This window comes from Aquisalinus flavus (assembly GCF_014640095.1).
GTDB classification, from domain to species: Bacteria; Pseudomonadota; Alphaproteobacteria; order Caulobacterales; family Parvularculaceae; genus Aquisalinus; species Aquisalinus flavus.
Genome location: NZ_BMGH01000001.1, coordinates 1,448,405 through 1,474,918, shown reverse-complemented (window position 1 = coordinate 1,474,918; position 26,514 = coordinate 1,448,405). Strand labels below are relative to the sequence as shown.

The following is a 26,514-nucleotide window of genomic DNA, read 5'->3' as shown; positions in this document are numbered from 1 at the left end:
GCTACGCGGCGGCCGTCTGCCTTGCTGCGCGGGCGCGTTCCAGTGTGATAACGACTGTCGTACCTTCTCCGTGCACGCTCTGCACCGTTAACTGACCGTTATTCAGGTTCGCGATGGCATGGGCCAGTGACAAGCCCATGCCGATGCCCTCGAACTGGCGGCTCAATTCTTCGTCACCCTGGCGGAATGGCTCCATCGCCCGCGCGACCGTGCTTTCGGGCATCCCGACGCCGGTGTCTGCTATCCTCAACGATACATTGGTCTCGTCCTCGTGCACGATCACGGATATATGTCCGCCGTTGCGATTGAACTTGACGGCGTTGGAGATAATCTCCCGCAACGCCATCACCACCTCATCCGCACGCGCGAGGAACGTAACGCCGTCGTGCTGGCAATCGATCGACAGGCTGATATTCCGTTTCGCGATTTCCCCGCGATAGGGCTGGATCGCATCCTTCAGGCAGGCTGCGACCGATACAGCGACCAGCGGTTCATGCACCGTGCTTGAGATAATCCGTGTGTAGAACAACACGCGATTTAACAGCGACAGCAACTCCTCGCCGCTGGTGCGGATGTGCCCCAGATAGGCCTCTGACAGATCGGTTTGGCCGGCCGCGACCATTTCCTGAAGGATACTGGACAGGCCAATGATGTGGGTGAGCGGCGTGCGCAATTCGTGGCTAATGATCGACATGAAGGCCTTGCGGGCTTTTTCGTCCGGCTTCTCGGCCGTTGCCGTTTCGTCGCCACCTCTTGCAAAGCTATAATCATCCAGCGCGTGATTGATGGCCCGGCGCAGTTCGACAAACTCCGTTGGCTTTCGCAGGAAGCGCATAACGTGACCATCATTGATCGCGGCCATGGCGGTGTCCTGGTCCGAGTTTCCCGTCAGCATGACACGACGCACCTCGGGCCATCTCCTGCGCACCTGTTGAAGCAGCTCAATGCCGTTCATGCCAGGCATCTGCATATCTGCGATGATGAGAGCGATCTGGTCATCATTTTCCAGGATTGCTAGCGCCTCGTTGCCGTTCAGCGCCGTTTCGACGACGAACTCCGTCGACAATCGCCGCTTCAACGCCGTGAGCAGTCTCGGCTCGTCATCGACGAGCAGTATTTTTTCAGCTGACAAAGTCATGTTCCACCTCTTGATCGGATAAATTCATGTCGGGAGCCCGTAGCGGCAGGCTTATGCGAAAAGTCGTGGCGTAACCTTCGATCTCGACAAGGCTCAGACGGCCCTGGTGACCGGTGACGATATAGTCTTGCGCCAGAGCGAGCCCCTGGCCCGTGCCCTTGCCGACCGGTTTCGTCGTGAAGAACGGATCAAATACCCGTTCTCTCAGGGCAGGCGGGATACCGTTGCCGGTATCGGAAATGAACAGATGCACCTGCTCATCGTCGTGACAGGTGCGGATGGCGATCTCGCCCGATCCGGATTGCGTTTCGGCAACGGCGTCGATGGCGTTGAGCACGAGATTCAGGAGGGCCTGCTGGATCTGGCTGCGCCGGCACGGAACCTGCGGCAGGGTCTCGTCCAGCTGGAGGCTGATCGTCGCAATATTTTTCTGCTGGTTGCGGCTGATCGTGACGACATTGCCGATGAGTTCGTTGAGGTTGACCGGATCCTTCTGGCCGGTTCCCGGATGGGCGAATTCCTTCATGAGCCTGACGATATCGCGCACCTGCCGGATGCCGGCGCGGGCATCGTCCAGTGAGGCCCGAATTTCCCGGATCATGGTGGGGAGGTCGACCGAGGCGTTGAACGTGTCGATTTCTGCCACGAGATCGCGCAGCGGCTCGATGCCCCAGACCTCGGCGCGCAGCTTTTCATATCTCTGGTAGGACTGGTTGATCAACTGCATGGCGTCGCCCAGATAGTCGATATTGTCGCCGATGAACTGGATCGGTGTATTGATCTCATGGGCGATCCCGCTGGACAGGGCGCCGATTGCCTCGAGCCGCCTGGCCTCTTCGAGCTGGCTTGCCATCTTCGAGTGCTGCTGTTCTTCATGCAGCTTTTCGGTGATGTCCTGGACCATCAGGACGTAGTGGCATTCCTGGCCGATCGGGCCCTTGTATCCCTTGATATCCACGATCCGGATATCCCCGTCGGCTCGGGTCAGCCGCTGGCGGGCGAAGGTGAAATTGCCGCTTTTCGTCCTGTTCAACATCAGGCTGATATTGTGCACCAGCTTGTCGACCGGCTGGTTGATCAGCAAGTCGTGGGCGTGGCCGGTCAATTCGCAGGAATGCCGGTTGCAGATATGGATCTTGAAATCGTCGGTACACAGGATGACGCCGTCCGGAGCGTGGTTCATGATCTCGGAGAGGACCGAAATCGAGTATTCGAGCCTGGCCTGCGATGCCTGCAGCTGCCGGTTGTTCTCGAAGAGCTCGAGGCTCTTCGTTTCCAGCAGGGACTCTGCCTGCTTCCGGCTTGCCCGCTCCCGCGCGATGATCGCGTTCATCTTTTCGACGAGATCGCTCACGACTACGCCCTGCGCAGATCGAACTGGATGGACGAGACGTCGTCAGCCCTGAGGGTCGTGCGCGTCAGCGTGAACGCTTCGCCGAAATGATCGAGACAGCCGAGAATGAGCCCTTCGCAGAGATCACCGAGATGGCGCGTGGAATTGTAGATGAGCGCCATGCCGTCGGCGGTCTGGTCACGGATCTCGAAGCGCGGCAGTTCCGCATCGGGATAGAGCTTGTAAACCTCCCGATGAATATACCCCTCGATCGAGGCGAGGAAGGAAAGGGCATCCTGGCCGCCTTCGAAGAAGGCCGGATAGTTGACCACGAACCGGCCGAACAGATGGTGCCCGAATTTCTTCATGATCTCGGGCACGGACAGCCCGGTCTTCTGCGCGAAGGCCGCCGCGAGGCGCGCCATCTCGCAGCCCGGATAGGTGCCGACCGCCGTATAGACCCCGCCCGAGGGCAGGTCGGCCGCCTCGATCAGATCCTGCAGAAAAAAAACATCGTAGTTTTGCTCGACGAACTCGAACAGCTCTACAAAAACAACACCCTTCATGGTCCGCCCCTGTTTGTCCAGGCGCTTCTATTGAAGGGAAAAAATTGAATAAAAGTGTATTTTTTTATTTAATGCTTGTTAAGCATGAAAAAGCTCCGTTTCCGGAGCCTTTTCAGTGTGTGCACTATTGCGCGCCGGCCACCAGGGCATCCAGCGTTTCGCGGTCATGGACCGTCAGCGCCCGGCGGTCGAAAATGCCCGAGCCGTGATTGTCGAGGCCGCCGGCGTCCCAGTAGAACGGGATCAGGCCATTGGCGAGGGCGGCGCGGGTCACATATTCATGAAAATGCGCCCGCGAGGCGAGATGCAGGGCGAGGTCGTCGCCGGTCAGAGTGGTGCGCCGCATGGCGGCATACTCGCCCATGATCACGGGGATGCCGAGATCGACGAACCTGGCCTTCATCGAGGCGAACAGCGCGTCGACATCCGCCTCCTCGCCATAGGTGGCATTGCGACCGGGATTGGTCGCCGAGTGAAAACCGTCGCCCCAGAAATAGAACATGTCGCCCCAGCTCTGGTCCTCTGGCATCAGGGTGAAATTATAGGGCGTGTAGAAATGAACCTCCGCCATCAGCCGGTCGACGGCATTGTCGACGGGCATCTGCCGCCACAGGTTGTCCGTCTTCTCGATATCGGTGCTTGGCCCCTGGACGATCAGCGTGCGATAGGCATTGCGCCCGCCGGTCTCGCGCACGGCGTCGACGAAGGTCTGGTGATAGCGCGCCAGCACTTCCATCTGCGCGGCGGTCTCGACATTGGGCTCATTGGCGCCGGCGAACATCAGCCGCTCGTCGAAATCGCGCAAGCCGGTCGCGATCTGCTGCCACAGCGCCTTCTGGCGGGCATCGACCTCATCGGCTGCAGCCTCGGTCACATTTTCTTCCAGCCAGCCTTCATCCCAGTGGATGTTGACGATGACCGGGATGTCCTCGTCCATGCAATACTGGACGACGTCGCGCACGCGGGCGAGCCAGGCGGGGTCGATTTCCGCGGTGGTGGCATCGGCATACTGGTTCCACGACACCGGCAGGCGCACGGCATCGAAGCCGCTCGCCTTGACCAGGGCGATCAGCTCGCGGGTGATCTCAGGATTGCCCCAGGCGGTCTCGCCGCCGATCGCTTCCATCGTGTTGCCGGCATTCCAGCCGAGGGAAATGCGCGCGGCGATTTCCTCAGCCGTGCTGTCCATGCCGTTCGGGTCCGGCGCGACGGGGCTGGTATTGTAGTCCGGGATCGCCGGGTCCGCAGGGCCGGAAGCCGGCGGCGGGGCAGGCGGTGCCGGTGACGGTGCGACGCTCGAGCCGCCACCGCTGCTGCCGCCGGAACAGCCGGCCAGGATGATGACGGCAAGCACCGCCAGAAGGTGTGAAATACGCATGGTGCCCCTCCCGAAGCTTATTAATTATTTCAAATATATTTATCATTTCAGGGAGCGGATGGGAAGCGGTGTCATGCCATGTCGGCGGCGGGGCCGGGGCGGGCGGGTGGAACGCGGGGTTGCCTTGATGGGCCACACAGGCACTTTGCGAGACGTCCTTTCTTGTCATTCCGGGGCACCCGTCAGGGTGAACCCGGAACCTATTTTCCAGAGACGGTGAGGCGGCTTGATACAGCAGCGGCAAGGCCTCTGGAAAATGGATCCCGGGTTGATGCTGGCGCATCCCCCGGGAAGACAAGAAAGGCAACACTGAAAGCACCGTCGAGAAATGCTCGCGGTGTTGAAACAAACGAGGGGGTCCGTGTGTAGCGGCCATCGCCTCAATTAAAAATAAATGACTGGCATAGCTCTCGCTACACACGGCGGTGATCGATGCGGGGCCAAAGTGCATAGCTCTCCCGCCCGGGGGCGACCCCGGGTCACCGTTCCGGCGGACGATGCGAAGCTTGCGCATACCCTCTCATGCCACCGGAAACCTGACGCGATGATTGTCCGTGCAGGTTACACTTTCAACCATCGCCACCACCTGGTCCTCACCGGGCTTGGGGAGAGAATAGACTGGTCGAGGGAGACGGGGATTACTTTTTCTCCAAAAGACAGGTCATCCGCTGCGGGCATTCAGGACGTGATTTCCAGTGCCGCAGGAAACAGGAGCGTCGCACGCAGCCCTGAAGGGCTCTTGTTTTGCAGCGTGAGGTGTCCGCCCTGGGCACGGAGGAGGGTGTCGGCGATCCCGAGGCCCATGCCACTGCCACCTGTTCTACGGTTTCTTGATGTTTCCAGACGATAAAACGGTTCCAAGACCTTCACGAGTTCATCCTCGGGAATTCCCGGTCCATCATCGTCTATGTGAATCGCCAAACCCGCCTCGTTGCTCTCGCACACAATACGCGCACTGCCGCCATAGCTGAATGCATTATCGATCAGGTTGTTCAGCACCCGGATTATGGCCTTGCTGTCAGCTGCAATAAAATATTCCTGCAAGGAAGTATTGATCTGTAGCTGGATAGAGCTTGGTGCTTCCTGGGCGTATGTCTTGATGAAATCAAGCATGTCGATCAGATCCACGCAGTGGTTTGGCTCGCCTGATTTGGCGTAGATGAGCATGTCGTCGATCAATTCTTCCAGCAGGTTGATGTCTTCCGCCATTGCCCCTTGATCTATCGGAGCGGGGCCTTCAGCCCTGAGGCGCAGCCGGGTCAGGCTGGTCAGGACATCATGTGCCAGCGCGGAGATCATCCGCGCCCTTTCCGAGATCAGACCGCGTACCTGATCCTGGGTCCGGTTGAGGGCTCTGGCGACCCGACGGATTTCCTCCGGTCCCCGTTCGATGACAGGCTCGGGATCGAACGTGACACCAAATCGTTCGGCAGCTCTTTCCAGTTCATTCAGCGGCTTGAGCGAAATATGGATGCCGATGGCGGCGATCGTGCCGATGATGAGAGAGGCAATCGCAAACAGCGTGCCCACCAGCCCCGGCCGATCGACGATAACGGCGGCGGGCGAAAACAGCACGACCAGGACACGGCCGTCGTTCAGCTCGACAGAGATTTCAAGCGCCGTAACCGCTGCAAACCTCGCGTTCATGTCGATCGGAAGGTCCTTCAGCTTGCTTCTGGCATTCACGTATCGAAAGCGAATGTCCCTGCTGAAGAATATGGCTTCGGTCTCGGGCGAAACGGTCATCAACCGTTCCCGGAGGTCATCCCGGATCGTGGCGTCGCCAGGAAAGTCCTCGACAATTCCCGCCGCCCGCGTTGCGCTGGCAAAGAGATCCAGAATGCGTGATTCGCCGCCGGGGGCGGCGTCTTCAGACTGCTGTATGATGATGGACAGTGGTCCTGCCAGACTTTCGATCGCGGCAGGAAAAATGAGCGTAGACCGGAATGCAGCGAAAAAGATCAGAACAAAGCTGATCAGCGCGATAATGGTAATGAGAAAAATACGCGCAAAGAGCGACCGGCCAATCCTGGCCATCGGTTGCGACCAACGGGCGATCATCGACCCGCCCTGCGATTCAGCTTCTCAACTTTCCCGGAAAAGGCATACCCCAAATTGCGCACGGTCTTGATGATCTGTGCCCTGCGCGGGTCAGGCTCGATTTTCTTCCGGAGGCGGCTGATGTGAGTATCGATGCTTCGATCGAACGGATTGGACGATGCGCCGCGCGTGAGGTCAAGGAGTTGGTCCCGGCTGAGGACGCGTGGTCTTGATTCGATCAGTGTAAGCAATAATGAAAACTCCCCTGACGTCAGATCGATCTCGGTACTGTCCAGCCGCTGGAGCCTGCGCCGATCGACATCAAGAACGAGGTCGTTGAAGACATATTGTCGTGAACCGTCCGGGGCGTGATCCGCCGCACCATCGGAGACGCGGCGCAGGACCGCCTTGACGCGGGCGACAAGTTCCAGAGGCGTGAATGGTTTGGTGACATAATCATCAGCACCGATCTCGAGCCCTACAATGCGGTCGATATCATCGCGCAGGGCCGTCAGCATGATAATGGGTATTCGCGAGGTCTGACGAATGCGTTGACAGAATTGTCGTCCGTCTTCCTTCGGCATCATGATGTCGAGGACGATCAGATCGACGTGGCCGCCAGCCAGAACGGCGTCCGCTTCGGCAGTACAGCCCGCTTTCAGGGCCTTGAACCCATTGTTTGCGAGGAGGTGAGCCGTCAGGTCTTGTATCTGCGGATCATCATCGACCACGAGGATCACATGCGGATTATTCACCAACAAAAAGCTCCATAGGCTGTGAAACGGTCCGTGACGCGTTCGCGCGCGGGAAGCAGGCGAGGGCGCCAGGACGTCATATTATCCGTTATTTCGAAACCATGACAGTCGTCTTCTGATTAAGGTCTCCGTTGGGATCGATGACGATGCCGGCGGCAAAAGTCACCGCGAGGGGGCGGCCTTTCCGGTCAAGGCAGAGCTCATGATTATTGTCTCGGTCGTTGAGATCACCGAGGGCGAAGGGCGTCACCTCGGTGACTGTTCCGTCAGGGCTCTCCAGCGTCACGACGTAATTCGACCATTCAGCCTGCGTCAGCTCGTTGCCGTCGGGTGTACGGATGCCGCCACCCCATACTGTCCGGATCACTTGTCGCGTGCCTTCTATCGGGCAGGCGTTGCCCCCGCCCCATTGCACGCGTGTACCAGGATTCCCGAGATCCCATTCTCTTGGCGGCAGCAATTGGGCGAGAACCATCTTCGGTCCGCTCTCCAGCGCGAAAATCGCGACCTTCGCTCCCTGAAACGAGGTGCGCCAGTCTTTTGATCGCACATCGCCCAGGACTTCAACAGAGGCTGGCTGGTCTTCGGGGGAGCCAAAATCGCCGACCAGCAGAAGCGTGCGCTGCTCGCCCGGATCGTCGGCGGGATCAAAGGTGAGGCATGTTACCGGGCGGTCGTCGCCATCTTCGCCGAGAACCCGGATATCACTCGGCGCAGGCAGTGCCGCTATCTCCTCGGAGAAGACGACAGGAATGCCATCGAGGCCGATCGCCCCCTGGCAGACGAAGAAGTCCGCACCCTGACCGAAGCCATTGTCTGCGCCGAAATTGGCCGACAGCAGCCGACCCTCCTGTGCGCAGGCGACAGTCGCGGTCAACCCCAGTATGCCGAGGCTGGAAAAGACTGCCGGGATGATGCGGTTCTGAATATCCAGGGCCATGTCGGACTGTCCTTCTGAATAGCGGGTGCTGCTGGCAAACTTCTGGCGTTGAAGGGAATGTCTCAGTCTTCCGACAGGACATTGTCGTAGAAGAACTGCGATGCCTCGGACAGAATCTGGTTATATTCCTCGTTGGTAAAGTCGACATGCTCCGTATCGCCGATCACGATAAAGGCATCGGCCGGCAGGCCGGTCGCCTGATAAAACGGAATGAAGTCACAGCTTCCCGATCCGGTGAAATCGGTGTCGGGCAGAGTAAATGTGTAGCAATTTGCCACCGGATCCAGTTCATTGTGGGCGGCGTAAATCGGGGCGGACTGGGCGTCGATCGTGAGCAGATCAAAGACCGCGCCGGAAATCGCGAATGCCCCCTGGACGGTCGGCGACTGGTCGAGATGATCGCCTATATTGCCGTACACGCCGCCGACTGTTTCAAGATAGTCGGCAAGCACGACCGGCGCCGGGTCGTTCGGGTCTGTCGTGGCCACTGACGCAGCCATCACTGCGCCGCCCGATGTGCCACCGACAAACACCTTTTCAGGATCGATGCCGTATTCGGCGGCATTTGCCCGCAAGAAGCGCACCGCGGCAATCATGTCATGGGTTGAATCGAGGGCCGCAAGACGAAAATCGTTTCCACCTTCAGGCGGCCTTCCGAGTGTGCGGTAGTCCATGATTGCCGCGACATATCCGCGTCTCGCGAATTCCTCGGCAAAGGGCCGCACCTGCTCGCGGATGGTAAAGATGAAGGCACCGCCCGATGCGAGCAGCATCACCGGCCGATCGGTTTCGTCATCCCCGACAGGCGTAATGATATTGAGGACATAGTCCTGGCCGTCGGTTGTGGCGTAGACGATATCCTGCGTGATCGTCGTCTCGGGGAAGATCTTATCGACATATCTCAAGTCCGATACGTCAGACACGGTCACGGCAAGAGCTGCCGAATCAGAGCCACCCCGTCCGTCCGAGACAGCGATTATGACGTCGTAGACATTGTCTCCATTTGCATCCGTGGGGTTCTCGAAGTCCGGTGCCTGGGCAAAACTCAGCGCGCCCGAGGACGAGCCAATGGCGAAGAGGGCCGCGTCGGCGCCGCCGGCGATGGAATAGGTCAGGCTGTCGCCGTCTGCGTCTGTTGCAGTCGCCGTAAAAACGCTTGTGGTGTTTTCCGGCACGGTGATGCTTTGATCAGGTCCCAGAACCGGTGCGGTGTTGCTCGCGCCGGATGCTGACGAGGCCGTCGTGCCGCCTGAGGATCCGGAGCAGGCCGCCAAGGCGGCCATCAAGGCGATTGAGCCGCACCCCAGATAGATCCTGCGTCGTAGATTGGTGATGAGCATCTCGGTTCTCCATTCAGTTTCCTGTCCGGAGAGTGCGGGCCCTTTTTTTCCGCCATTTTTCGCAAAAGGGCGATATTTTTACGGTTTGTGTCTGTGGTCACCGCCGGGAGACGACCGGCGGCAGGCGTGTATGGGGACAGCGCCGAAACCGCCGCCACTCAATGAGCGCGAGCGCATAAAGAGGAGGGGGCCCGTGTGTAGCGGCCATCGCCTCAATTAAAAATAAATGACTGGCATAGCTCTCGCTACACACGGCGGTGATCGATGCGGGGCCAAAGTGCATAGCTCTCCCGCCCGGGGGCGACCCCGGGTCACCGTTCCGGCGGACGATGCGAAGCTTGCGCACACCCTCTCATGCCACCGGAAACCTGACGCGATGATTGTCCGTGCAGGTTACACTTTCAACCATCGCCACCACCCGGTCCTCACCGGGCTTGGAGGGACAATAGCGCATGGGGAGGGGACGGGGATAAGTCGGGTGCGTTTTATGTCAGTGTAGGCAGCGCCAAGCGTGAGCGCGGTGCACCAAAACGGGTGTCCGCTATTTGGTGAGATTGAACGGTGCGCCGCCCGGTGCCGCCCGCTCGGCACGGTCACGTCCGCTTATAATGACGCCAACCAGCGCACCTCCGTCACCTATCCCGGCAGCTTCACGGTCGGCTATACCTATGACAATGCCGGCGCGATGAAGACAGTGACCCAAGGCGGCACCAACATCGCCACATACAATTACGATGATCTCGGCCGCCGCACCTCGATCACGCGGGGCAATGGCGTCACCACCTCCTATGGCTATGACGCCCAGTCGCGGCTCACCGATCTGGGCCAGGATCTTGCCGGCACCGGCAATGACCAGGCGCTGGATTTCACCTACAACCCGGCGGGCCAGATCATCGAGCAGGAAAACTCCAACACCGTCTACAACACGGTCATGACGGCGCTGGATGAGACCTTCACCGCCAACGGCCTGAACCAGCTGCTCGACGGCACGACCATCACCTATGACGGTCGTGGGAATATGACGAATGACGGGTCGACATCCTACACCTATGACGTGTTCAACCGGCTGACCGATGTCGGCACGACGGTCGACCTGAAATACGACCCGGCGGGCCGCCTGTTCGAGGTCGATGCCGCCGCAACCCTGACCGTGGCACGCGCTTCCTCTATGGTGAGCCATCAGGCAAATGAGCCGGTGACTCAATTGCCAGGCGAACGCGCGTATGGTCGCGGAATACAACACCTCCGGCACGGTGCTGCGCCGCTATATCTATGGCGCGGGGCTGGACGAGGTTCTGTGCTGGTATGAGGGCTCGGGCACCGGCGACAAGCGCTGGCTGACGACAGATCATCTCGGCTCCGTCACCGCGATCACCAATTCATCCGGCGCGGCCATCGCCATCAACACCTATGACGAATACGGATTGCCGGAGAGTGGCAATACAGGCCGGTTCCAGTATACCGGCCAGATCTGGATCGAGGGTCCGCACGGTCGTTGCCGTGCGGACGGCCTCGTTCCCTGTCCAGATGATTCACAGGATCATCTGGACAGGGAACTACAAGGCCCGCGCCTATAACCCCAGAATGGGCCGCTTCATGCAGACCGACCCCATCGGCTATGGCGACGGTATGAACATGTACGCCTATGTCGGCAATGATCCGATGAATAAGGTGGATCCTTGGGGGCTGGCCGAGCAATGCAAGCAGGTTTTTGATGGTTACAAGCAGTTAGGCAAGATCGGGGGAGTAATTACTGCTAAGCCGCGATATCGCTCTGTATGCAACGGCCAGCCAGAGGCTGACCGAGACTATGGTGGTGGTGGTGGTTCGCGGGAAGAAGACTCCGAGTATGAAAAATGCTTAAAAGCAAACGAAGCTATCCGGTTCGCCAACAATGCATACTGGGTTTCATCGGCTGCATTCGGCATTGGTGCTGCGGCGACTGTGACAGGTGCCGCCGCCACAGCGATTGCTGGGCCAGGAGGTGGTGCTGTGCCTTTTGCTGTGGCTGGGGTCAGCTTTGCAGTGAGTGGCATAGCGGGCGTAGTCGCACAAGTTCGAGCGGGAATAGCCCAATTGGGAACAGGCAGCCAAGATGCCGGGGTCAAAAATATTGTGGGTGGTGTTGCCAACATAGCTCTTGGTGGCTCTGGTTTAGGTCTTCAGGCAATTGCAAGAGCGCCAGCGAAAATAGGGCAAAGTGTGTTTGGTAAGGATGTAGCGGATACACTTGCCGGAGCAACGGTTTTTGGTATAAATTTAGGTGTGCTCTCCGGCGTTACTGGTCCTGAGGAGATGAATTGTGAAGCTACAGCTTGATAAAATTGGATATTTTATTGCATGGTTTTTGCTAATACCATCATTAGTGGTTTTTTTAATATATTTTTGGGAAATCTTTACTGGGCTATATTTATTGGGACTTCCAGAGTATATTAGTTGGAGGCCGGCGTTACTCTTATATTCAGCCATTTTTTTGCCTTTAGCGGCATTTGTGCGTTTCACGTCTAATCGTAGAAAATAACCCCGTGAATCTTATTTCAGGTCGATCTGAAATACGACCCGGCGGGACGCCTGTTCGAGGTTGATGCCGCCGTCGAAAAAAGTAATCTGGCACGTGCTTCCTCTATGGTGAGCCAACGGGCAAATGAGCCAGTGACTCATTTACAGCGCGAACGCGCGCATGGTCGCCGAATACAACACCTCCGGTACGGTGCTGCGGATAGGCATTCTTTGGTTCCAATGATTATACTCTGAATAGCATGGGGAAAACGCTCATAAAGACCTTGGCAGATTACGTGCAGTGGACGGGCCAACCGGCCGTCTTGCCTGCTTGACGACCCGGCGCTTCGCCGGATCGCGACCTCGATGAACTCACCCTCGAACCGGCTGCGGACCGGGCCTACAGCCAGCGCCGACCTCGCAGGGCTCGTCACTGGTCTGCGCTGAGAGACGTCAACTGACGGCGTTCCGCTCATGGCCATCATATCAGAGATGGGCCCCGGATCGCCTGGCGGCGTCCGGGGTGACAAAGAGGGGAGGCCGGGAGGGGAGGCCTTGTCCGTCGTGGGCGCTGCGCGCCACCTCAGGATGAGGGCCGCGACTCCCCGCTTGATTTCGCCCCGATCCTCGGCTATAGGCCGCGCTTCACCCGCGGGAGGTTTCCGGCTTGAAGTCCAGCCGGGCCGTACCGCGACCCCTTCATCTGTGGCGTCCTTGGCTGGGCGTCATGCCAAACGGAAGGCTATATAATGGCTAAGAAAATCACTGGCTACCTGAAGCTTCAGGTGCCGGCGGGTGCTGCTACCCCGTCCCCTCCCATCGGTCCGGCTCTCGGTCAGCGCGGTCTCAACATCATGGAATTCTGCAAGGCGTTCAACGCGGCCTCGCAGGAAATGGAAAAGGGCATGCCCGTTCCGACCGTGATCACGATCTTCTCCGACAAGTCGTTCACCTTCGCGACCAAGTCGCCGCCTGCGTCCTACTTCCTGAAAAAGGCAGCCAAGCTGTCCAAGGGCGGCGCTGCCGCGGGCAAGGAAGTCGCCGGCACGGTGACCGAGGCCCAGTGCCGCGAAATCGCCGAAGCGAAAATGAACGACCTGAACGCAAACGACCTCGACGCCGCCACGAACATCATCATGGGTTCGGCGCGCTCGATGGGCCTGAAAGTAGAGGGCTGATCCAATGGCGAAATTCACCAAGAAAATGACCGCCCGCCGCGAAGCGCTCGACTTCGAAAAGGTATACAGCGTCGTTGATGCCGTCAGCACGCTGAAAGAGCATGCCAACGCCAAGTTCGACGAATCGATCGAGATCTCGATGAATCTCGGCGTCGATCCGCGCCATGCCGACCAGATGGTCCGCGGCGTCGTCAACCTGCCCAACGGCACGGGCAAGACCCTGCGCGTCGCCGTCTTCGCCAAGGATGCCAAGGCCGATGAAGCCCGCGCCGCCGGTGCCGATTTCGTCGGTGCCGAGGACCTCGTCGAGGCGATCCAGAACGGCAAGTCGGATTTCGACCGGGTCATCGCGACGCCGGACATGATGCCGCTGGTCGGCCGTCTCGGCAAGGTTCTGGGCCCGCGCGGCCTGATGCCGAACCCGAAAGTCGGCACGGTCACGCCGAATGTCGCCCAGGCGATCAAGGACGCCAAGGGCGGCGCGGTGCAGTTCCGCGTCGAGAAGGCCGGGATCATCCATGCCGGTATCGGCAAGGCCTCGTTCGACAATGCCAAGCTGGCCGAGAATGTGCGTGCCTTCGTCGACGCCGTGAACAAGGCCAAGCCGTCGGGCGCGAAAGGCATCTATATCCGCAAGATCGCCATTTCCTCGACCATGGGCCCTGGCCTGAAGCTCGATACGGCTGACGCGCTGTCGGCTTAAGACAATCGCCTCGTCCGTCGTGGCCGCTGACGCGGCACCTCGGGATGAGGCCACGTTTTGACAATAATGAAACCCCCATCCTGATTGGCTGCACTGCAGCCGGCCCGGGGTGGGGGTTTTTTCGTGCGCGGAGGCGGGCATTCGCGAGTGGCGTGTCCGAGGTGGCCGGAAGCGGCGTTGGCATGGCGGGCTGGGAGCGTTATCATGCCGGCAACGATCGATAACGACACCATTCAGGGAAGGAGAGCGGCCATGACTCATTCGGAGACGCTGACTGGCGCCAATCTCATCGCGGGCGAGGCCCGTGCCGGCGCGGGCGGGGCCTTTGCCGCCGTCGATCCGGCGACCGGCAAGGCGCTCGCGCCGGACTATCACCAGGCGACAGCGGAAGATATCGAGGAGGCCTGCCAGCTGGCTGGCGCGGCGGCGGGCCATCTGGCGGCGATGGCGCCGGAGGCGCGGGCTGAGCTTTTGGAGGCGATCGCGGCGGGCCTCGAGGCGATCAAGCCGGCCCTCGTGGAGCGGGTGATGCAGGAAACGGCGCTGCCGCAGGCGCGGGTCGAGGGCGAGCTGGGGCGCACCTGCGGCCAGCTACGCCTGTTCGCGGAAGAAGTGCGCGCCGGGCACTGGCAGGGTGTACGGATCGATCACGCGCTGCGCGAGCGCCAGCCGCTGCCGCGGCCCGATTTGCGCCAGCGCATGGTGCCGCTGGGGCCCGTCGCGGTGTTCGGGGCAAGCAATTTCCCTCTCGCATTCTCTGTTGCCGGTGGCGACACGGCGTCGGCCCTTGCCGCCGGATGCCCGGTGATCGCCAAGGCACATCCAGCCCATCCGGGCACGTCGGAACTTGTCGGCCGCGCCATCGTCAGGGCGCTCGCCAGGGCGGGCCTGCCCCATGGCTGCTTCGCGCTGCTGCATACGGATCATGACGGTGCCGGGGCACTGGTCGAGAACCGGCACATCAAGGCGGTCGGCTTCACCGGCTCGCGCGCGGGTGGGCTCGCCATTGCGGCGCGGGCGGCGGCGCGGCCTGAGCCGATCCCGGTCTATGCGGAAATGTCGAGCATCAATCCGGTGCTGCTGATGGCGGGCGCGCTGCGCGAGCGGGGCGCGGAGATCGGCACCGGGCTGGCGGGATCGACGACCATGGGGGCGGGCCAGTTCTGCACCAATCCGGGGCTGGTTTTCGCTTTCGGGGATGATGGCTATGACGCCTTCCGCGACGCGGCGGTGAGGGCGATCAAGGACGCCGCGCCGGGCACCATGCTGACCGGCGGGATAGCCGACGCCTATGCCAGCGGCATTGCGGCGTTGGCGGAGCATCCGGGCGTCAGCGAACTGGCGCGGGGCGGCATGTCTGAATGCGGCCAGCCGGCGGCGCTGTTCGAAACCGGTCTCGACACTTTTGCCGGTGACAAGGCGCTGCAGGCCGAAGTGTTCGGTGCCGTCTCGCTGATCGTGCGCTGCGAGAGCATCGACCGGGCGCTGCCGGTGCTGGCAGGCCTTGAAGGCCAGCTGACGATCACCCTGCAGATGGAAGACAGCGACATCGAAACCGTCCGCCCGCTGATCCCGGTGCTGGAACAGAAGGCTGGCCGTCTGCTGGTCAATGGCTTCCCGACAGGCGTTGAGGTCTGTCATGCCATGGTTCATGGCGGGCCGTTCCCGGCGACGAGCGACGGGCGCACGACCTCGGTCGGGTCGCTGGCGATCAACCGCTTCCTGCGACCGGTCTGTTACCAGAACTTCCCGGCAGAGCTGTTGCCCGACGCGCTGCGCGACGATAATCCGCAGGGGCTACGCCGCCGGGTCAATGGCGAGTATTGAACAGGGAAGAGGGAGCAGCCATGACATTCACATTCGATCCGGCGACGCATATGCCGGCTGACTGGCGCGAGGGGCTGTTCGCCGGGCGCATCGACCAGGGCGAGGGGCCGGGGCCGGTGCTGATCCGCGGCGGCGAGGTGTTCGATGTCTCTGTCGAGGTGCCGACCGTCGCTGATCTCTTGGAGGCGGATGCTGCCAGCCTGAAGGGCAAGAGCCTGGGGCCACTGGACGACTTTGACCTGTCACCTGCGGCTGATGCTTCCACGCGATTGCTGCCGCCGCCGGACCTGCACTGCCTCAAGGCGGCGGGGGTGACCTTTGCCGTGTCGACGCTGGAGCGTGTGATAGAGGAGCGGGCGCGGGGCGATGCCTCTGCCGCCGCCGAGATCCGCGCCCGGCTGGAAGGCGTTGTCGGCGGGGCGATGCAGACGGTCGAGCCCGGCTCGCCTGCCGCCATGGCGCTGAAGGATGCCCTGATCGCCGACGGGCTGTGGTCGCAATATCTCGAAGTCGCCATCGGTCCGGATGCGGAGATTTTCACCAAGGGGCCGGTGCTGTCCAGCGTCGGCTGGGGTCAGGATATCGGCGTGCGCTCGGATTCGCGCTGGAACAACCCCGAGCCGGAGGTGGTGCTGTTCGTCACCGGGGCGGGCGGGATCGTCGGGGCGAGCCTCGGCAATGACGTGAATTTGCGCGACTTCGAGGGCCGCTCGGCGCTATTGCTGGGCAAGGCGAAGGACAATAACGCGTCCTGTTCGATCGGGCCGTTCATCCGCCTGTTCGATGACAGCTTCACCCTCGACGATGTGCGGCGGATGGATATCACGCTGGAGATCGAGGGGCCTGAAGGTTTTGCTCTTTCGGGCGTCAATTCCATGGGCCAGATCAGCCGCGACCCGGCCGATATCGTGGCGCAGGCGCTGAGCGAGCATCACTATCCAGACGGCTTCGCGCTGTTCCTCGGGACGATGTTTGCGCCGACCGATGACCGCGACGGGCCGGGGCAGGGCTTCACCCACCACATGGGCGATGTCGTCTCGATCTCGTCGGCGCGGTTGGGGCGCCTGGTCAATCGCGTGACGACCAGCAAGGAGGCACCGGCCTGGGAGTTCGGCATCCGCGCGCTGATGGGTAATCTTGCCTCAAGGGGCCTGCTGAGAGGCGCCTGACCGGAATTTCCGTTCCTCAGCGCCCGCAGGGGGTGGACATTGCCGGGATTTTCGGCCATATCGCCACTTCGCGAGGGCAACCTCGCACCCTGTCCGAGACTGCTGGTGGGATCTGATCCCTTAATTTCCGGCATAGACTGTGGGGAAAGATCAGCCGGGCGCAAGCCTCAGGCGTTCAGACCTTCTTCAGGACAGGCTCTCGCTGAGATGCGACGGGCCTTTTTTCATGCCCGTAACTTTCCAGCGATTTCGATGCCGCGATGCATGGATGGTCCATGCGTCGCCTGTAACCGGTCCCGGGCCATCATGGACGGGGCCATAACCTGGAAAGTCTGTACTTATGCCAATGGACAGAAGCCAGAAATCGGAAATGGTCGACTGGATCGGCAATGTGTTTGACACGAACGAAGTCGTTCTTGTCTTCCACAATGCGGGCCTGACCGTTTCCCAAGTCGCCGAACTGCGGTCGCAAATGCGCGAAGCAGGCGGTGGCGTGAAGGTGGTGAAGAACCGCCTTGCCAAGATCGCCGTCAACGGCAAATCGGGTGAGAAGATCGCCGGCCTGTTCAAGGGTCCGACGGTTCTTGCTTACTCCGAAGACCCCGTCACGGCGCCGAAAGTGCTCACCAAATATGCCAAGGGTAACGACAAGGTTGTCATCCTCGGCGGCATCATGGGGGAAACCCCGCTTGACGAGGCTGGTGTCCAGTCCCTCGCCAGCATGCCGTCGCGCGAAGAGATCCTGTCGTCGATCGCTGGCATGCTCGGCGCACCGGCAAGCAACCTTGCAAGTGCCATCGGCGCACCGGCAAGCAACATCGCCTCCATTCTCAAAACTCTGGAAGAACGCGAAGCCGCGTAACACTTTTAAACCCAAGGAACCATTACAATGGCTGATCTGAAGAAACTTGCTGAAGAACTCGTCAACCTGACCCTGCTGGAAGCTGGCGAGCTGAAAAACATCCTGAAAGACGAGTACGGCATCGAGCCGGCTGCCGGCGCTGTCGCCATGGCTGCCGGTCCGGCTGGCCCGGCCGAAGCCGTTGAAGAGAAGACCGAATTCGACGTCGTTCTCGCAGCTGCCGGTGACAAGAAAATCAACGTCATCAAGGAAGTCCGTGCGATCACCGGCCTTGGCCTGAAAGAAGCCAAGGACCTGGTGGAAGGCGCACCGAAGCCGGTCAAGGAAGGCGTATCCAAAGCCGAAGCCGAAGAGCTGAAGAAAAAGCTCGAAGACGCCGGCGCGACCGTCGAACTGAAATAGTCTTTTTACAGACTGTTACGGAAAAGGCCCGCCATTCAGGCGGGCCTTTTTTGTGCCGCTCGATCGGGGAAGGATTATTGCGGCACTGGAGAGGCGTCCATTTCCACGACCGACAGGCCGAGGATTTTCCAATCGCCTTCAGACAGGCGGAACAGGATATCGAACCGCACGGCCCGCGGGCGGAATTCGAAGCCGCCGCGCAGGCGCAGATAGCCCGCCTCGTTGATCGCCGGCGGCATGTCCCAGCTCGGGGAAATACTCAGGGTGCGGCTGAGATCGACATTCCTGCCTCGCAACTCCGAAAACAGCCCGGCCAGTTTCTCCGGCGACTGGCTGCGGACGAATTCCGGTGCGCCGCTCTGGTGCAGGACGGCGTAATTGCCGGTCTCGTTGGCATCGTCGAGGGTGATCATCGTGGACCAGACAAGCCGGGCGAGGGTGTTCTCGTCCGGCATGCTTTCGTTTGTTACGCTCTGGGCGGCTGCATTGACTGGCAGCAGGAAAAAGAACGCGGCGAGCGCCATAGGGATGGCGCTCGCCTTTTTCGACAGCACCCGAAAGCCAGAGAGGTAGCCTTGGGTGGCAGGTGCTGTCGATAGTCGTGTACGGAACATTGTCGCCTTACCAGGCAGCGTTGAAACCGGCGCGGGCGCCCGTTTCGCTGTTGGAGCCGAAGCCCGACGCAACGCCGGCGGACAATGACCATGTGTCATCGACGCGGTAGGCACCGGAGAAGGCGACGGCATTTTCATCGGCGAAGTGACCGACACCGCCCGAGATACCCCAGGTCTTGCCGACAGGAATATAGGGCGTGTCCAGTGCCATCGCCATGGCGACGCCGAGGCGGTTTTCCTCGATCATCTCACGGCTCTCCGCAGAGTAGGTAACGAGGCCGTCAATGCGGGCGCCGTTATTGCCGATCATGTCCCACATCATGCCGCCATCTGTCGCCAGATTGCCATTGGCATCGGAGGTGACGACCTGGACGCTGCCCGACTGGGCGTCGCGGCTGGCCTGGGACGTGATACCGGCCATGGTGTAGGTGCTCGACGCCGTGCCGACAGCGACCTGGTTGTCGCGGGTCGTCGTTGCACCGGCACCGAGGGCCATGGAGTTGGCAAAGCCAGCGGTGGAATTGGAGCCGACCGCCGTGGCATTGAGGCCGGTGGCGCTGGCCGCTTCACCGACGGCGAGCGTGCGTTCGCCATTGGCATTGGCGAGGTGACCGATGGCGTGGGCCCGTTCACCGGTCGCCACGGCCTGCCAGCCAAAGGCTGTCGCCGCCGTACCATCGGCGACGCTTTCGCCACCAACCGCTGTCGTCGACGTTCCGGTCGCCGAAGCGCTGTCACCGACGGCGAGGGCGTCCGTACCGTCTGCCATAGCCTGATTGCCGATGGCGGTGGCGTTGGCGCTCATCGCCGTGGCCGCTTCACCGACAGCCATGGAGAAGTCACCATTGGCACTGGCGAGGTGACCGATGGCGTGAGCCCGTTCACCGACAGCACTGGAGCGCCAGCCAAAGGCCGTTGCGGCGATACCGTCTGCCATAGCCTCGCCACCGACGGCGGTGGTCGAGGTGCCGTTGGCTGTGGCGTTGTCGCCGATTGCGAGAGCGTCGGTGCCATTGGCCATGGATGCGTTGCCGATGGCGGTCGCGTTATCGCTTGTCGCCATGGCCGCTTCGCCGATCGCCATGGAGAAGTCGCCTTGGGCGGAGGCCAGGTGGCCGAAGGCATGAGCGCGTTCGCCGGTTGCGTTGGCGCGCCAGCCGAAAGCGGTTGCCGCGGTGCCGTTGGCAACGCTTTCGCCGCCGACGGCGGTGGTCGAGGTGCCGTTGGCTGTGGCGTTGTCGCCGATTGCGAGAGCGTCGGTGCCATTGGCCATGGAAGCATTGCCGATGGCGGTCGCGTTATCGCTTGTCGCCATGGCCGCTTCTCCAACGGCGAGGGAGAAGTCGCCATTGGCAGCGGCGAGGTGACCGAAGGCGTGGGCGCGTTCGCCCACTGCCATGGCCTGCCAGCCAAAGGCAGTGGCCGCGAGGCCGTCCGCCGTGCTTTCTCCGCCTACGGAAGTTGTTGAATTGCCGTTGGCGACGGCATCCTCGCCGATGGCCGTGGCATCGACGCCGGTCGCGGACGCGCCGGTGCCGTCCCCATCCGCATCGCCGCCAACAGCCGTCGAGCCTTCGCCATTTGCTACCGCGTTGGCGCCGCACTCGGTCGATCCGGTGCCGGTGCCATCGTTGCAGTCGGCCGTGGCATCCGCGAAGGCATTGCTTCCCATGGCAAGGGCCATGGCGCTTGTCGCAGCCATCAGCGCCACCCGTTTGTGGGCGGACAGGTTCAGTTTGGTCATGAAATTAATCCTCCTGGTAGCCCGCAAAAGTCCTTCTCGCCGGAAGGACGTCCGGGCAGCTTCTCTCTCAAGCCTGACTGGCAGGCTTAGGGAGATACGGGCTGATCAGGAAAAGGGTTGCACGGAATATTAAAAAAACATTCAGATTAATCCGTGTCACGCAGCGGGCGAAGTCAGGCCGTCCATATTAATAGGAACGGACCTGTCCTATCGCGATCACGCGCTCGGAGGGGAGGCCGGTGGCGGAGCCGGTCGGCAGCTCCTCGAGACTGACGGCGAGCGCCACGCCTGCTTCGAGATATTCCAGGATCTGTTCCGACAGGCTGATCGTGCCGCCATTGGCCGGGAAGACGCCGAGCGAGCGCGGCGTGCCATCCGCCGGGATGACCCACAGCTCGGTATAAAGGTCCTCGACGGCGAGATTGTCCACGTCGATCATGGCGAGGCCGGTTGCCGGGTCGATGCGCACGGACAGGATGCCTTCTACCGCGGGCGGGGCGAGGGAGGCGATCAGCATCGGCGTCTCGACAGTCGTCCTGCTCGGCGGGCGGCTGATCATCACGGCAAGGAAGATCACCGCCAGCGCGCCGAGCGCGATGCTCGCGCCGCGCCAGAAGGCGAGGGAATGCCACAGGCCCCGCTGTTCGGATATCTGGTCGTCGCCGCCGAACAGGGTCGCCATGACGCGTTCGCGGACAGCGGGCGAGGGGGCGACAGCGGCAATCTCGCTGAGGAACGGCGCAAGATAATCGGTCCAGCGCCAGACCATCGCGGCGAAGGCAGAGTCGGACTCGATCCGGGTCTCGGCCTGGCGGCGCTCATCGGTATCGAGGACGCCGAGGGCGTATTCGCCGGCGAAGATCTCGTCTTCAGGGATATCTTGCGTGGTGTCGCTCATGATGGCGCGGGTCTTTTCCTTTGTTGCCTTGCGGCGGTCGTTATGCCGTCACTTCGCCTTTTCGGGCTCGGCTTCTATACATTCCTTCAGGGCCATCAGGCCGCGGCGCACCATGCTCTTGATCGTGCCCAGCGGTCGTCTGGTCATGTCGGCGAGCTGCTGGTATTTCAGCCCGCCGAGAAAGGCCTGCCGGATCACATCGGCCCGGTCGGCATCCAGCGTCTCGAGGCATTCATGCAGCCGGTTAACCTCTCCCGTCAGCACGGCGCTGTCCTCCGGCGACGGGCGCTCATCTTCCAGATATTTCTCTGACTCGCCGTCACCGGTCGCCTCGCGGCGTTTGCGAAGGCGGTCGATCGCCGTATTCCGCGCAATCGCCATCAGCCACGACATCCCAGATGCCTTGCTCACGGCGTAGGAATCCGCCTTGCGCCAGATCTTGATGAAGCATTCCTGCAGTGCTTCTTCCGCTTCCTGCCTGTCATGGAGAATACGCAGGGTTACGCCGAAAAGTTTCGAGGATGTGTGAGAATATAACGTGTCGAAAGCCTGCCGGTCTTTCAAAGTCACACGCGACAGCAGGGCCTCGATCGTTTCACCGTCTCGCATGCGGGCGTTCCCCTTGATAATTTGTCTTTCCAGTACAGGAGTTTAGGCCGCAGGGCGCGGCGGTCCACCCTGTCGCCTTACATTAAGTGATCATTTCCCCGGAAATCAGGCAAAAAATCTACATCAGGGGGTTGCGGTGCCGCGCCTAGGTGATTATTAACACCATCTCCCTGCGTGAGCGATTGCGTGGGGGAAAAGGCTTTGCGGCACGTGCGAGAAATATTCGTTAAATAAAATCTGGAATTCCAAGAACGCGGTCTGCTTGCGTGACCCGCGTGTTTTTGCGCATGGAGAATTTGCGCAAGAGTCACAAGCGGGCGAACCGGACGGCGTTCCATCAATGTGAGGACTACATGGCCCAATCTTTCGTCGAGAAAAAGCGCATTCGCAAGAGTTTTGGCCGGATCGGTGACGCGGCTATCATGCCCAACCTGATCCAGGTGCAAAAAGACTCTTATGAGAACTTCCTTCAGCGCTTCGTCAAACCGGAAGACAGGGTGCGCGATGGTCTCGAAGCGGTGTTCAAATCGGTCTTCCCGATCACCGATTTCACCGAGACGGCGTATCTTGAATATGTCTCCTACGAGTTCGAGGAGCCGAAATACGACGTGGAAGAGTGCCAGCAGCGCGACATGACCTATGCCGCGCCGCTGAAGGTCACCCTGCGTCTGGTCGTTTTCGATGTCGACGAGGATACCGGCGCGAAGTCGGTCAAGGACATCAAGGAACAGGATGTCTATATGGGCGACATCCCGATCATGACCGATAACGGCACCTTCGTCATCAACGGCACCGAGCGCGTGATCGTTTCCCAGATGCACCGGTCGCCCGGCGTGTTCTTCGATCACGACAAGGGCAAGACCCACTCGTCGGGCAAGCTGCTGTTCGCCGCACGCATCATTCCCTATCGCGGCTCGTGGCTCGATTTCGAGTTCGACCCGAAAGACATCGTCAATGTCCGCATCGACCGCCGCCGCAAGCTGCCGGCGACGACGCTGCTTTATGCCCTCGGCATGGATCAGGAAGATATCCTCGACGCCTTCTATAATCGCGTGCCGCACACGAAGGTAAAAGAAGGCTGGACCATTCCGTTCGATCCCGACCGGATGAAGGGCGCCAAGGCGACGCGCGACATGGTCGATGCCAAGACCGGCGACGTGCTGGTCGAGGCCGGCAAGAAGATGACGGCGCGCACGGCCAAGCAACTGGTCGAGCAGGGTGTCGAGAGCCTGCTGCTGGTCGAGCAGGAGATGATCGGGCGCTATTTCGCCAAGGACCTCGTCAACCGCGAAACCGGCGAGCTTTATGCCGAGGCCGGTGACGAGATCACCGCAGACAAGCTGGAAGAACTGGCCGAGATCGGCATTGACGAGTTCGAGACCCTCGACATCGACCACACCAATGTTGGCGGCTATCTGCGCAACACGCTGACCGCCGACAAGAACGCCAACCGCGACATGGCGCTGATCGATATCTATCGCGTCATGCGTCCGGGCGAACCGCCGACACTGGAAACGGCAGAGGCGCTTTTCTCCGGCCTGTTCTTCGATTCAGAACGCTATGACCTGTCCGCTGTCGGCCGCGTGAAAATGAACATGCGCCTTGGCTTCGAGAGCGCCGACGAACCGCGTATCCTGCGCCAGGAAGACATTCTCGCTGTCCTGAAGACGCTCGCGAATCTGCGCGATGGCAAGGGCGAGATCGACGATATCGACAACCTCGGCAACCGCCGCGTCCGCTCGGTCGGCGAGCTGATGGAAAACCAGTACCGCATCGGTCTTCTGCGCATGGAACGCGCAATCAAGGAGCGCATGTCTTCCGTCGAGATCGAAACGATCATGCCGCATGACCTGATCAACGCGAAACCGGCTGCCGCTGCCGTGCGTGAATTCTTCGGCTCCTCGCAGCTGTCGCAGTTCATGGACCAGACCAACCCACTGTCGGAGATCACCCACAAGCGCCGCATGTCCGCGCTCGGGCCGGGCGGCCTGACCCGTGAACGCGCCGGCTTCGAAGTACGCGACGTCCACCCGACCCACTATGGCCGGATCTGCCCGATCGAGACGCCGGAAGGCCCGAATATCGGTCTGATCAACTCGCTTGCCACCCACGCCCAGGTCAACAAGTACGGCTTCATCGAGAGCCCGTACCGCAAGGTGATCGACTCCAAGGTGACGAGTGAAGTCGTCTACCTGTCCGCCATGGAAGAACAGCGCCACGCGATCGCGCAGGCGAATGCCGAGCTGAACGAAGACGGCTCGCTCGCCAATGAACTCGTCAACTGCCGGTATCAGGGCGATGCCCTGCTCGTACCGCGCGAGGACGTTGCCTATATCGACGTTTCGCCGAAACAGCTCGTCTCCGTCGCTGCCGCGCTGATCCCGTTCCTCGAGAATGATGACGCCAACCGCGCGCTCATGGGATCGAACATGCAACGCCAGGCCGTGCCACTGCTGCAGGCCGAAGCGCCCTATGTCGGGACCGGCATGGAAAGCATCGTCGCCCGCGATTCGGGTGCTGCCCTGACGGCCCGCCGGACGGGTATCGTCGAACAGGTCGATGCGACCCGTATCGTTATCCGCGCGACGGAAGAGAAAGACCCGACCAAGCCGGGTGTCGACATCTATAATCTGCGCAAATTCCAGCGCTCCAACCAGAACACCTGCATCAACCAGCGTCCGCTGGTGAAGATCGGTGACAAGGTCAAGGGCGGCGACATCATCGTCGACGGTCCGTCGACCGATCTTGGCGAACTGGCACTGGGCAAGAACGTGCTCGTCGCGTTCATGCCGTGGAACGGCTACAACTTCGAGGACTCGATCCTGATCAGTGAGCGGATCGTGCGCGATGACGTCTTCACCTCGATCCATATCGAGGAATTCGAGGTTATGGCCCGCGACACCAAGCTGGGACCGGAAGAGATCACCCGCGATATCCCGAACGTCTCCGAGGAAGCGCTGCGCAATCTCGACGAGGCCGGCATCGTTGCCATCGGCGCGGAAATCCATCCGGGCGACATCCTCGTCGGCAAGATCACGCCGAAGGGCGAGAGCCCGATGACGCCGGAGGAAAAACTCCTGCGCGCCATCTTCGGCGAGAAGGCGTCCGACGTTCGCGACACCTCGCTGAAACTGCCGCCGGGCGTTGCCGGGACGGTCGTCGAGGTCCGCGTCTTCAACCGTCATGGCGTGGAGAAGGACGAACGCGCCATTTCCATCGAGCGTGAGGAAATCGAGCGTCTTGCGAAAGACCGCGACGACGAACTCGCGATCCTCGAGCGCAACATCTTCGGCCGCCTGAAGGAAATCCTTGTCGGCAAGAATGCCGTCTCCGGCCCGAAAGGCTTCGAGAAAGGCACTGTCACCGAAGAGATTCTCGATGACGACCTGTCGAAAGGCCAGTGGTGGAAGATCGCGCTCGACGACGAAGCCGCCATGGAAGAGGTCGAGGCGCTCAAGAAGCAATATGACGAGAGCCGCGCCCGTCTCGAAGCCCGCTTCGAGGACAAGGTCGACAAGCTGCGTCGCGGCGACGAGATGCCCCCGGGCGTGATGAAGATGGTCAAGGTCTTCGTTGCCGTGAAGCGCAAGCTGCAGCCGGGCGACAAGATGGCCGGCCGTCACGGCAACAAGGGCGTCATCTCCAAGATCGCCCCGATGGAAGACATGCCGTTCCTGGAAGACGGGACGCCGGTCGATATCGTGCTGAACCCGCTTGGCGTGCCGTCGCGCATGAATGTCGGTCAGATCCTCGAGACGCATCTTGGCTGGGCCTGCCGTGGTCTTGGCGTCCAGATCGGCGAACTGCTCGAGGCTTTTGAGCGCGAAGGCAAGAAGGACGAATATATCGCCAAGCTGAAGGACGTGTACGGAGAGGACCAGGAGCTGCCGCGCACCAATGCCGAGCTCATCGAGCTGGGTCAGAACCTGACGCGCGGCGTGCCGATCGCGACCCCGGTCTTCGACGGCGCCCGTGAGCCGGATATCGTCGAGATGCTGAAAAAGGCAGGCCTGCATGAATCGGGTCAGGTCACGCTGTATGACGGCCGTACCGGCGAGAAATTCGCCCGTCAGGTCACGGTTGGCTACAAGTATCTGCTCAAGCTGCACCACCTGGTCGACGACAAGATCCACGCCCGTTCGATCGGCCCGTACTCGCTCGTGACCCAGCAACCGCTGGGCGGCAAGGCGCAGTTCGGCGGCCAGCGCTTCGGCGAGATGGAGGTCTGGGCCCTGGAAGCATACGGCGCGGCCTACACGCTGCAGGAAATGCTGACGGTCAAGTCCGACGACGTCGCCGGCCGGACCAAGGTCTATGAGGCGATCGTCCGTGGCGACGACTCGTTCGAGGCCGGTATCCCGGAAAGCTTCAACGTGCTGGTCAAGGAGATGCGTTCTCTCGGCCTCAACGTGGAACTGCAGAACAAATGATGGCAGGGCCGGGAGCATTTGGCTCCCGGCCGTCGGCCTTCCCCGGAGGAAGGCATTTTTAAATAAGTGTTTTTGCTGAGTATTCAGCA

Annotated in this window: 22 protein-coding genes; 10 read left to right on the top strand and 12 right to left on the bottom strand. The window is 60.9% G+C overall.

The annotated features are described in order from the left end of the window. Nucleotide 1: 1 nt before the first annotated feature. The 8 genes from IEV88_RS06820 to IEV88_RS06785 form a co-directional block, all read right to left on the bottom strand. Entirely contained in the window at nt 2-1,138 is a 1,137-nt protein-coding gene (locus IEV88_RS06820) for an ATP-binding response regulator (RefSeq protein WP_188159153.1), read from the bottom strand. Beyond that, on the bottom strand, nt 1,122-2,492 hold the full coding sequence (locus tag IEV88_RS06815) for a PAS domain-containing sensor histidine kinase (RefSeq protein ID WP_188159154.1): 1,371 nt from the start codon (nt 2,490-2,492) through the stop codon (nt 1,122-1,124). Before IEV88_RS06815 ends, IEV88_RS06820 begins: the two co-directional genes overlap by 17 nt. A 2-nt stretch (nt 2,493-2,494) precedes the next feature. Then, nucleotides 2,495-3,037 carry a heme NO-binding domain-containing protein gene (locus tag IEV88_RS06810; RefSeq protein ID WP_188159155.1) on the bottom strand — a complete coding sequence of 181 codons (543 nt, stop codon included), beginning with the start codon at nt 3,035-3,037 and terminating at the stop codon, nt 2,495-2,497. Nucleotides 3,038-3,161: 124 nt separating this feature from the next. Then, nucleotides 3,162-4,415 (bottom strand): glycoside hydrolase family 5 protein, encoded by a 1,254-nt coding sequence (locus IEV88_RS06805; RefSeq protein WP_206711264.1) that lies wholly within the window; start codon nt 4,413-4,415, stop codon nt 3,162-3,164. A 678-nt stretch (nt 4,416-5,093) separates the two neighbouring features. Further along, nucleotides 5,094-6,476, bottom strand: a complete 1,383-nt coding sequence (locus IEV88_RS06800; protein WP_188160724.1) for an ATP-binding protein — start codon at nt 6,474-6,476, stop codon at nt 5,094-5,096. Further along, nucleotides 6,473-7,213 carry a response regulator gene (locus tag IEV88_RS06795; protein WP_188160725.1) on the bottom strand — a complete coding sequence of 247 codons (741 nt, stop codon included), beginning with the start codon at nt 7,211-7,213 and terminating at the stop codon, nt 6,473-6,475. The genes IEV88_RS06800 and IEV88_RS06795 overlap by 4 nt, the downstream gene beginning before the upstream one ends. Nucleotides 7,214-7,298: 85 nt before the next feature. Then, nucleotides 7,299-8,150 carry a hypothetical protein gene (locus tag IEV88_RS06790; protein WP_188160726.1) on the bottom strand — a complete coding sequence of 284 codons (852 nt, stop codon included), beginning with the start codon at nt 8,148-8,150 and terminating at the stop codon, nt 7,299-7,301. Between the two features lie 62 nt (nt 8,151-8,212). After that, on the bottom strand, nt 8,213-9,490 hold the full coding sequence (locus tag IEV88_RS06785; RefSeq protein ID WP_188160727.1) for a carboxylesterase family protein: 1,278 nt from the start codon (nt 9,488-9,490) through the stop codon (nt 8,213-8,215). Nucleotides 9,491-10,001: 511 nt separating this feature from the next. Between IEV88_RS06785 and IEV88_RS06780 the strand changes: the two genes are divergently transcribed. The 9 genes from IEV88_RS06780 (at nt 10,002) to rplL (ending at nt 18,130) form a co-directional block, all read left to right on the top strand. Then, entirely contained in the window at nt 10,002-10,799 is a 798-nt protein-coding gene (locus IEV88_RS06780; protein WP_188160472.1) for an RHS repeat protein, read from the top strand. Continuing rightward, nucleotides 10,714-11,067, top strand: a complete 354-nt coding sequence (locus IEV88_RS06775; protein WP_188481206.1) for a hypothetical protein — start codon at nt 10,714-10,716, stop codon at nt 11,065-11,067. The genes IEV88_RS06780 and IEV88_RS06775 overlap by 86 nt, the downstream gene beginning before the upstream one ends. Before the next feature lie 19 nt (nt 11,068-11,086). Next, a complete protein-coding gene (locus IEV88_RS06770; protein ID WP_229731427.1) occupies nt 11,087-11,809 on the top strand; it encodes an RHS repeat-associated core domain-containing protein in 723 nt (240 codons plus the stop codon). Between the two features lie 929 nt (nt 11,810-12,738). Further along, nucleotides 12,739-13,167 (top strand): 50S ribosomal protein L11, encoded by a 429-nt coding sequence (gene rplK / locus IEV88_RS06765; RefSeq protein ID WP_188160469.1) that lies wholly within the window; start codon nt 12,739-12,741, stop codon nt 13,165-13,167. A gap of 4 nt (nt 13,168-13,171) precedes the next feature. After that, nucleotides 13,172-13,870, top strand: a complete 699-nt coding sequence (gene rplA / locus IEV88_RS06760; protein WP_188160468.1) for a 50S ribosomal protein L1 — start codon at nt 13,172-13,174, stop codon at nt 13,868-13,870. A gap of 252 nt (nt 13,871-14,122) precedes the next feature. After that, a complete protein-coding gene (locus IEV88_RS06755) occupies nt 14,123-15,697 on the top strand; it encodes an aldehyde dehydrogenase (NADP(+)) (protein WP_188160467.1) in 1,575 nt (524 codons plus the stop codon). Nucleotides 15,698-15,717: 20 nt separating this feature from the next. Then, a complete protein-coding gene (locus IEV88_RS06750; RefSeq protein ID WP_188160466.1) occupies nt 15,718-16,866 on the top strand; it encodes a fumarylacetoacetate hydrolase family protein in 1,149 nt (382 codons plus the stop codon). Between the two features lie 346 nt (nt 16,867-17,212). After that, the gene (gene rplJ, locus IEV88_RS06745) at nt 17,213-17,728 is read left to right on the top strand and encodes a 50S ribosomal protein L10 (protein ID WP_188160581.1); all 516 of its coding nucleotides are present in this window, start codon (nt 17,213-17,215) and stop codon (nt 17,726-17,728) included. A 27-nt stretch (nt 17,729-17,755) separates the two neighbouring features. Beyond that, nucleotides 17,756-18,130, top strand: coding sequence for a 50S ribosomal protein L7/L12 (rplL, locus tag IEV88_RS06740; RefSeq protein WP_188160465.1), 375 nt, complete (start codon nt 17,756-17,758; stop codon nt 18,128-18,130). A 74-nt stretch (nt 18,131-18,204) separates the two neighbouring features. Here rplL and IEV88_RS06735 read toward each other — a convergent pair whose 3' ends face one another. The 4 genes from IEV88_RS06735 to IEV88_RS06720 form a co-directional block, all read right to left on the bottom strand. After that, complete coding sequence (locus tag IEV88_RS06735; protein WP_188160464.1) at nt 18,205-18,744, bottom strand: hypothetical protein; 540 nt, start codon at nt 18,742-18,744, stop codon at nt 18,205-18,207. A gap of 7 nt (nt 18,745-18,751) precedes the next feature. Continuing rightward, nucleotides 18,752-20,488 carry a YadA C-terminal domain-containing protein gene (locus IEV88_RS06730; protein ID WP_188160463.1) on the bottom strand — a complete coding sequence of 579 codons (1,737 nt, stop codon included), beginning with the start codon at nt 20,486-20,488 and terminating at the stop codon, nt 18,752-18,754. Between the two features lie 187 nt (nt 20,489-20,675). Beyond that, the gene (locus tag IEV88_RS06725) at nt 20,676-21,386 is read right to left on the bottom strand and encodes an anti-sigma factor (protein WP_188160462.1); all 711 of its coding nucleotides are present in this window, start codon (nt 21,384-21,386) and stop codon (nt 20,676-20,678) included. 48 nt (nt 21,387-21,434) lie between these two features. After that, nucleotides 21,435-21,995: a sigma-70 family RNA polymerase sigma factor gene (locus IEV88_RS06720; protein WP_188160461.1), complete on the bottom strand. Its 561-nt coding sequence runs from the start codon at nt 21,993-21,995 to the stop codon at nt 21,435-21,437. 353 nt (nt 21,996-22,348) lie between these two features. On the opposite strand from IEV88_RS06720, the gene rpoB reads away from it, so the two are divergent. Beyond that, nucleotides 22,349-26,425: a DNA-directed RNA polymerase subunit beta gene (rpoB, locus tag IEV88_RS06715; protein ID WP_188160460.1), complete on the top strand. Its 4,077-nt coding sequence runs from the start codon at nt 22,349-22,351 to the stop codon at nt 26,423-26,425. Nucleotides 26,426-26,514 lie beyond the last annotated feature (89 nt).

Bases quoted from the DNA above. Each gene is read 5' to 3' on its own strand.
- IEV88_RS06820 (WP_188159153.1), bottom strand. From the start codon at position 1,138: ATGACTTTGTCAGCTGAAAAAATACTGCTCGTCGATGACGAGCCGAGA.
- IEV88_RS06810 (WP_188159155.1), bottom strand. From the start codon at position 3,037: ATGAAGGGTGTTGTTTTTGTAGAGCTGTTCGAGTTCGTCGAGCAAAAC.
- IEV88_RS06805 (WP_206711264.1), bottom strand. From the start codon at position 4,415: ATGCGTATTTCACACCTTCTGGCGGTGCTTGCCGTCATCATCCTGGCC.
- IEV88_RS06800 (WP_188160724.1), bottom strand. From the start codon at position 6,476: ATGATCGCCCGTTGGTCGCAACCGATGGCCAGGATTGGCCGGTCGCTC.
- IEV88_RS06790 (WP_188160726.1), bottom strand. From the start codon at position 8,150: ATGGCCCTGGATATTCAGAACCGCATCATCCCGGCAGTCTTTTCCAGC.
- IEV88_RS06785 (WP_188160727.1), bottom strand. From the start codon at position 9,490: ATGCTCATCACCAATCTACGACGCAGGATCTATCTGGGGTGCGGCTCA.
- IEV88_RS06775 (WP_188481206.1), top strand. From the start codon at position 10,714: ATGGTCGCGGAATACAACACCTCCGGCACGGTGCTGCGCCGCTATATC.
- IEV88_RS06770 (WP_229731427.1), top strand. From the start codon at position 11,087: ATGCAGACCGACCCCATCGGCTATGGCGACGGTATGAACATGTACGCC.
- rplK (WP_188160469.1), top strand. From the start codon at position 12,739: ATGGCTAAGAAAATCACTGGCTACCTGAAGCTTCAGGTGCCGGCGGGT.
- rplA (WP_188160468.1), top strand. From the start codon at position 13,172: ATGGCGAAATTCACCAAGAAAATGACCGCCCGCCGCGAAGCGCTCGAC.
- IEV88_RS06755 (WP_188160467.1), top strand. From the start codon at position 14,123: ATGACTCATTCGGAGACGCTGACTGGCGCCAATCTCATCGCGGGCGAG.
- IEV88_RS06750 (WP_188160466.1), top strand. From the start codon at position 15,718: ATGACATTCACATTCGATCCGGCGACGCATATGCCGGCTGACTGGCGC.
- rplJ (WP_188160581.1), top strand. From the start codon at position 17,213: ATGGACAGAAGCCAGAAATCGGAAATGGTCGACTGGATCGGCAATGTG.
- rplL (WP_188160465.1), top strand. From the start codon at position 17,756: ATGGCTGATCTGAAGAAACTTGCTGAAGAACTCGTCAACCTGACCCTG.
- IEV88_RS06735 (WP_188160464.1), bottom strand. From the start codon at position 18,744: ATGTTCCGTACACGACTATCGACAGCACCTGCCACCCAAGGCTACCTC.
- IEV88_RS06730 (WP_188160463.1), bottom strand. From the start codon at position 20,488: ATGACCAAACTGAACCTGTCCGCCCACAAACGGGTGGCGCTGATGGCT.
- IEV88_RS06725 (WP_188160462.1), bottom strand. From the start codon at position 21,386: ATGAGCGACACCACGCAAGATATCCCTGAAGACGAGATCTTCGCCGGC.
- IEV88_RS06720 (WP_188160461.1), bottom strand. From the start codon at position 21,995: ATGCGAGACGGTGAAACGATCGAGGCCCTGCTGTCGCGTGTGACTTTG.
- rpoB (WP_188160460.1), top strand. From the start codon at position 22,349: ATGGCCCAATCTTTCGTCGAGAAAAAGCGCATTCGCAAGAGTTTTGGC.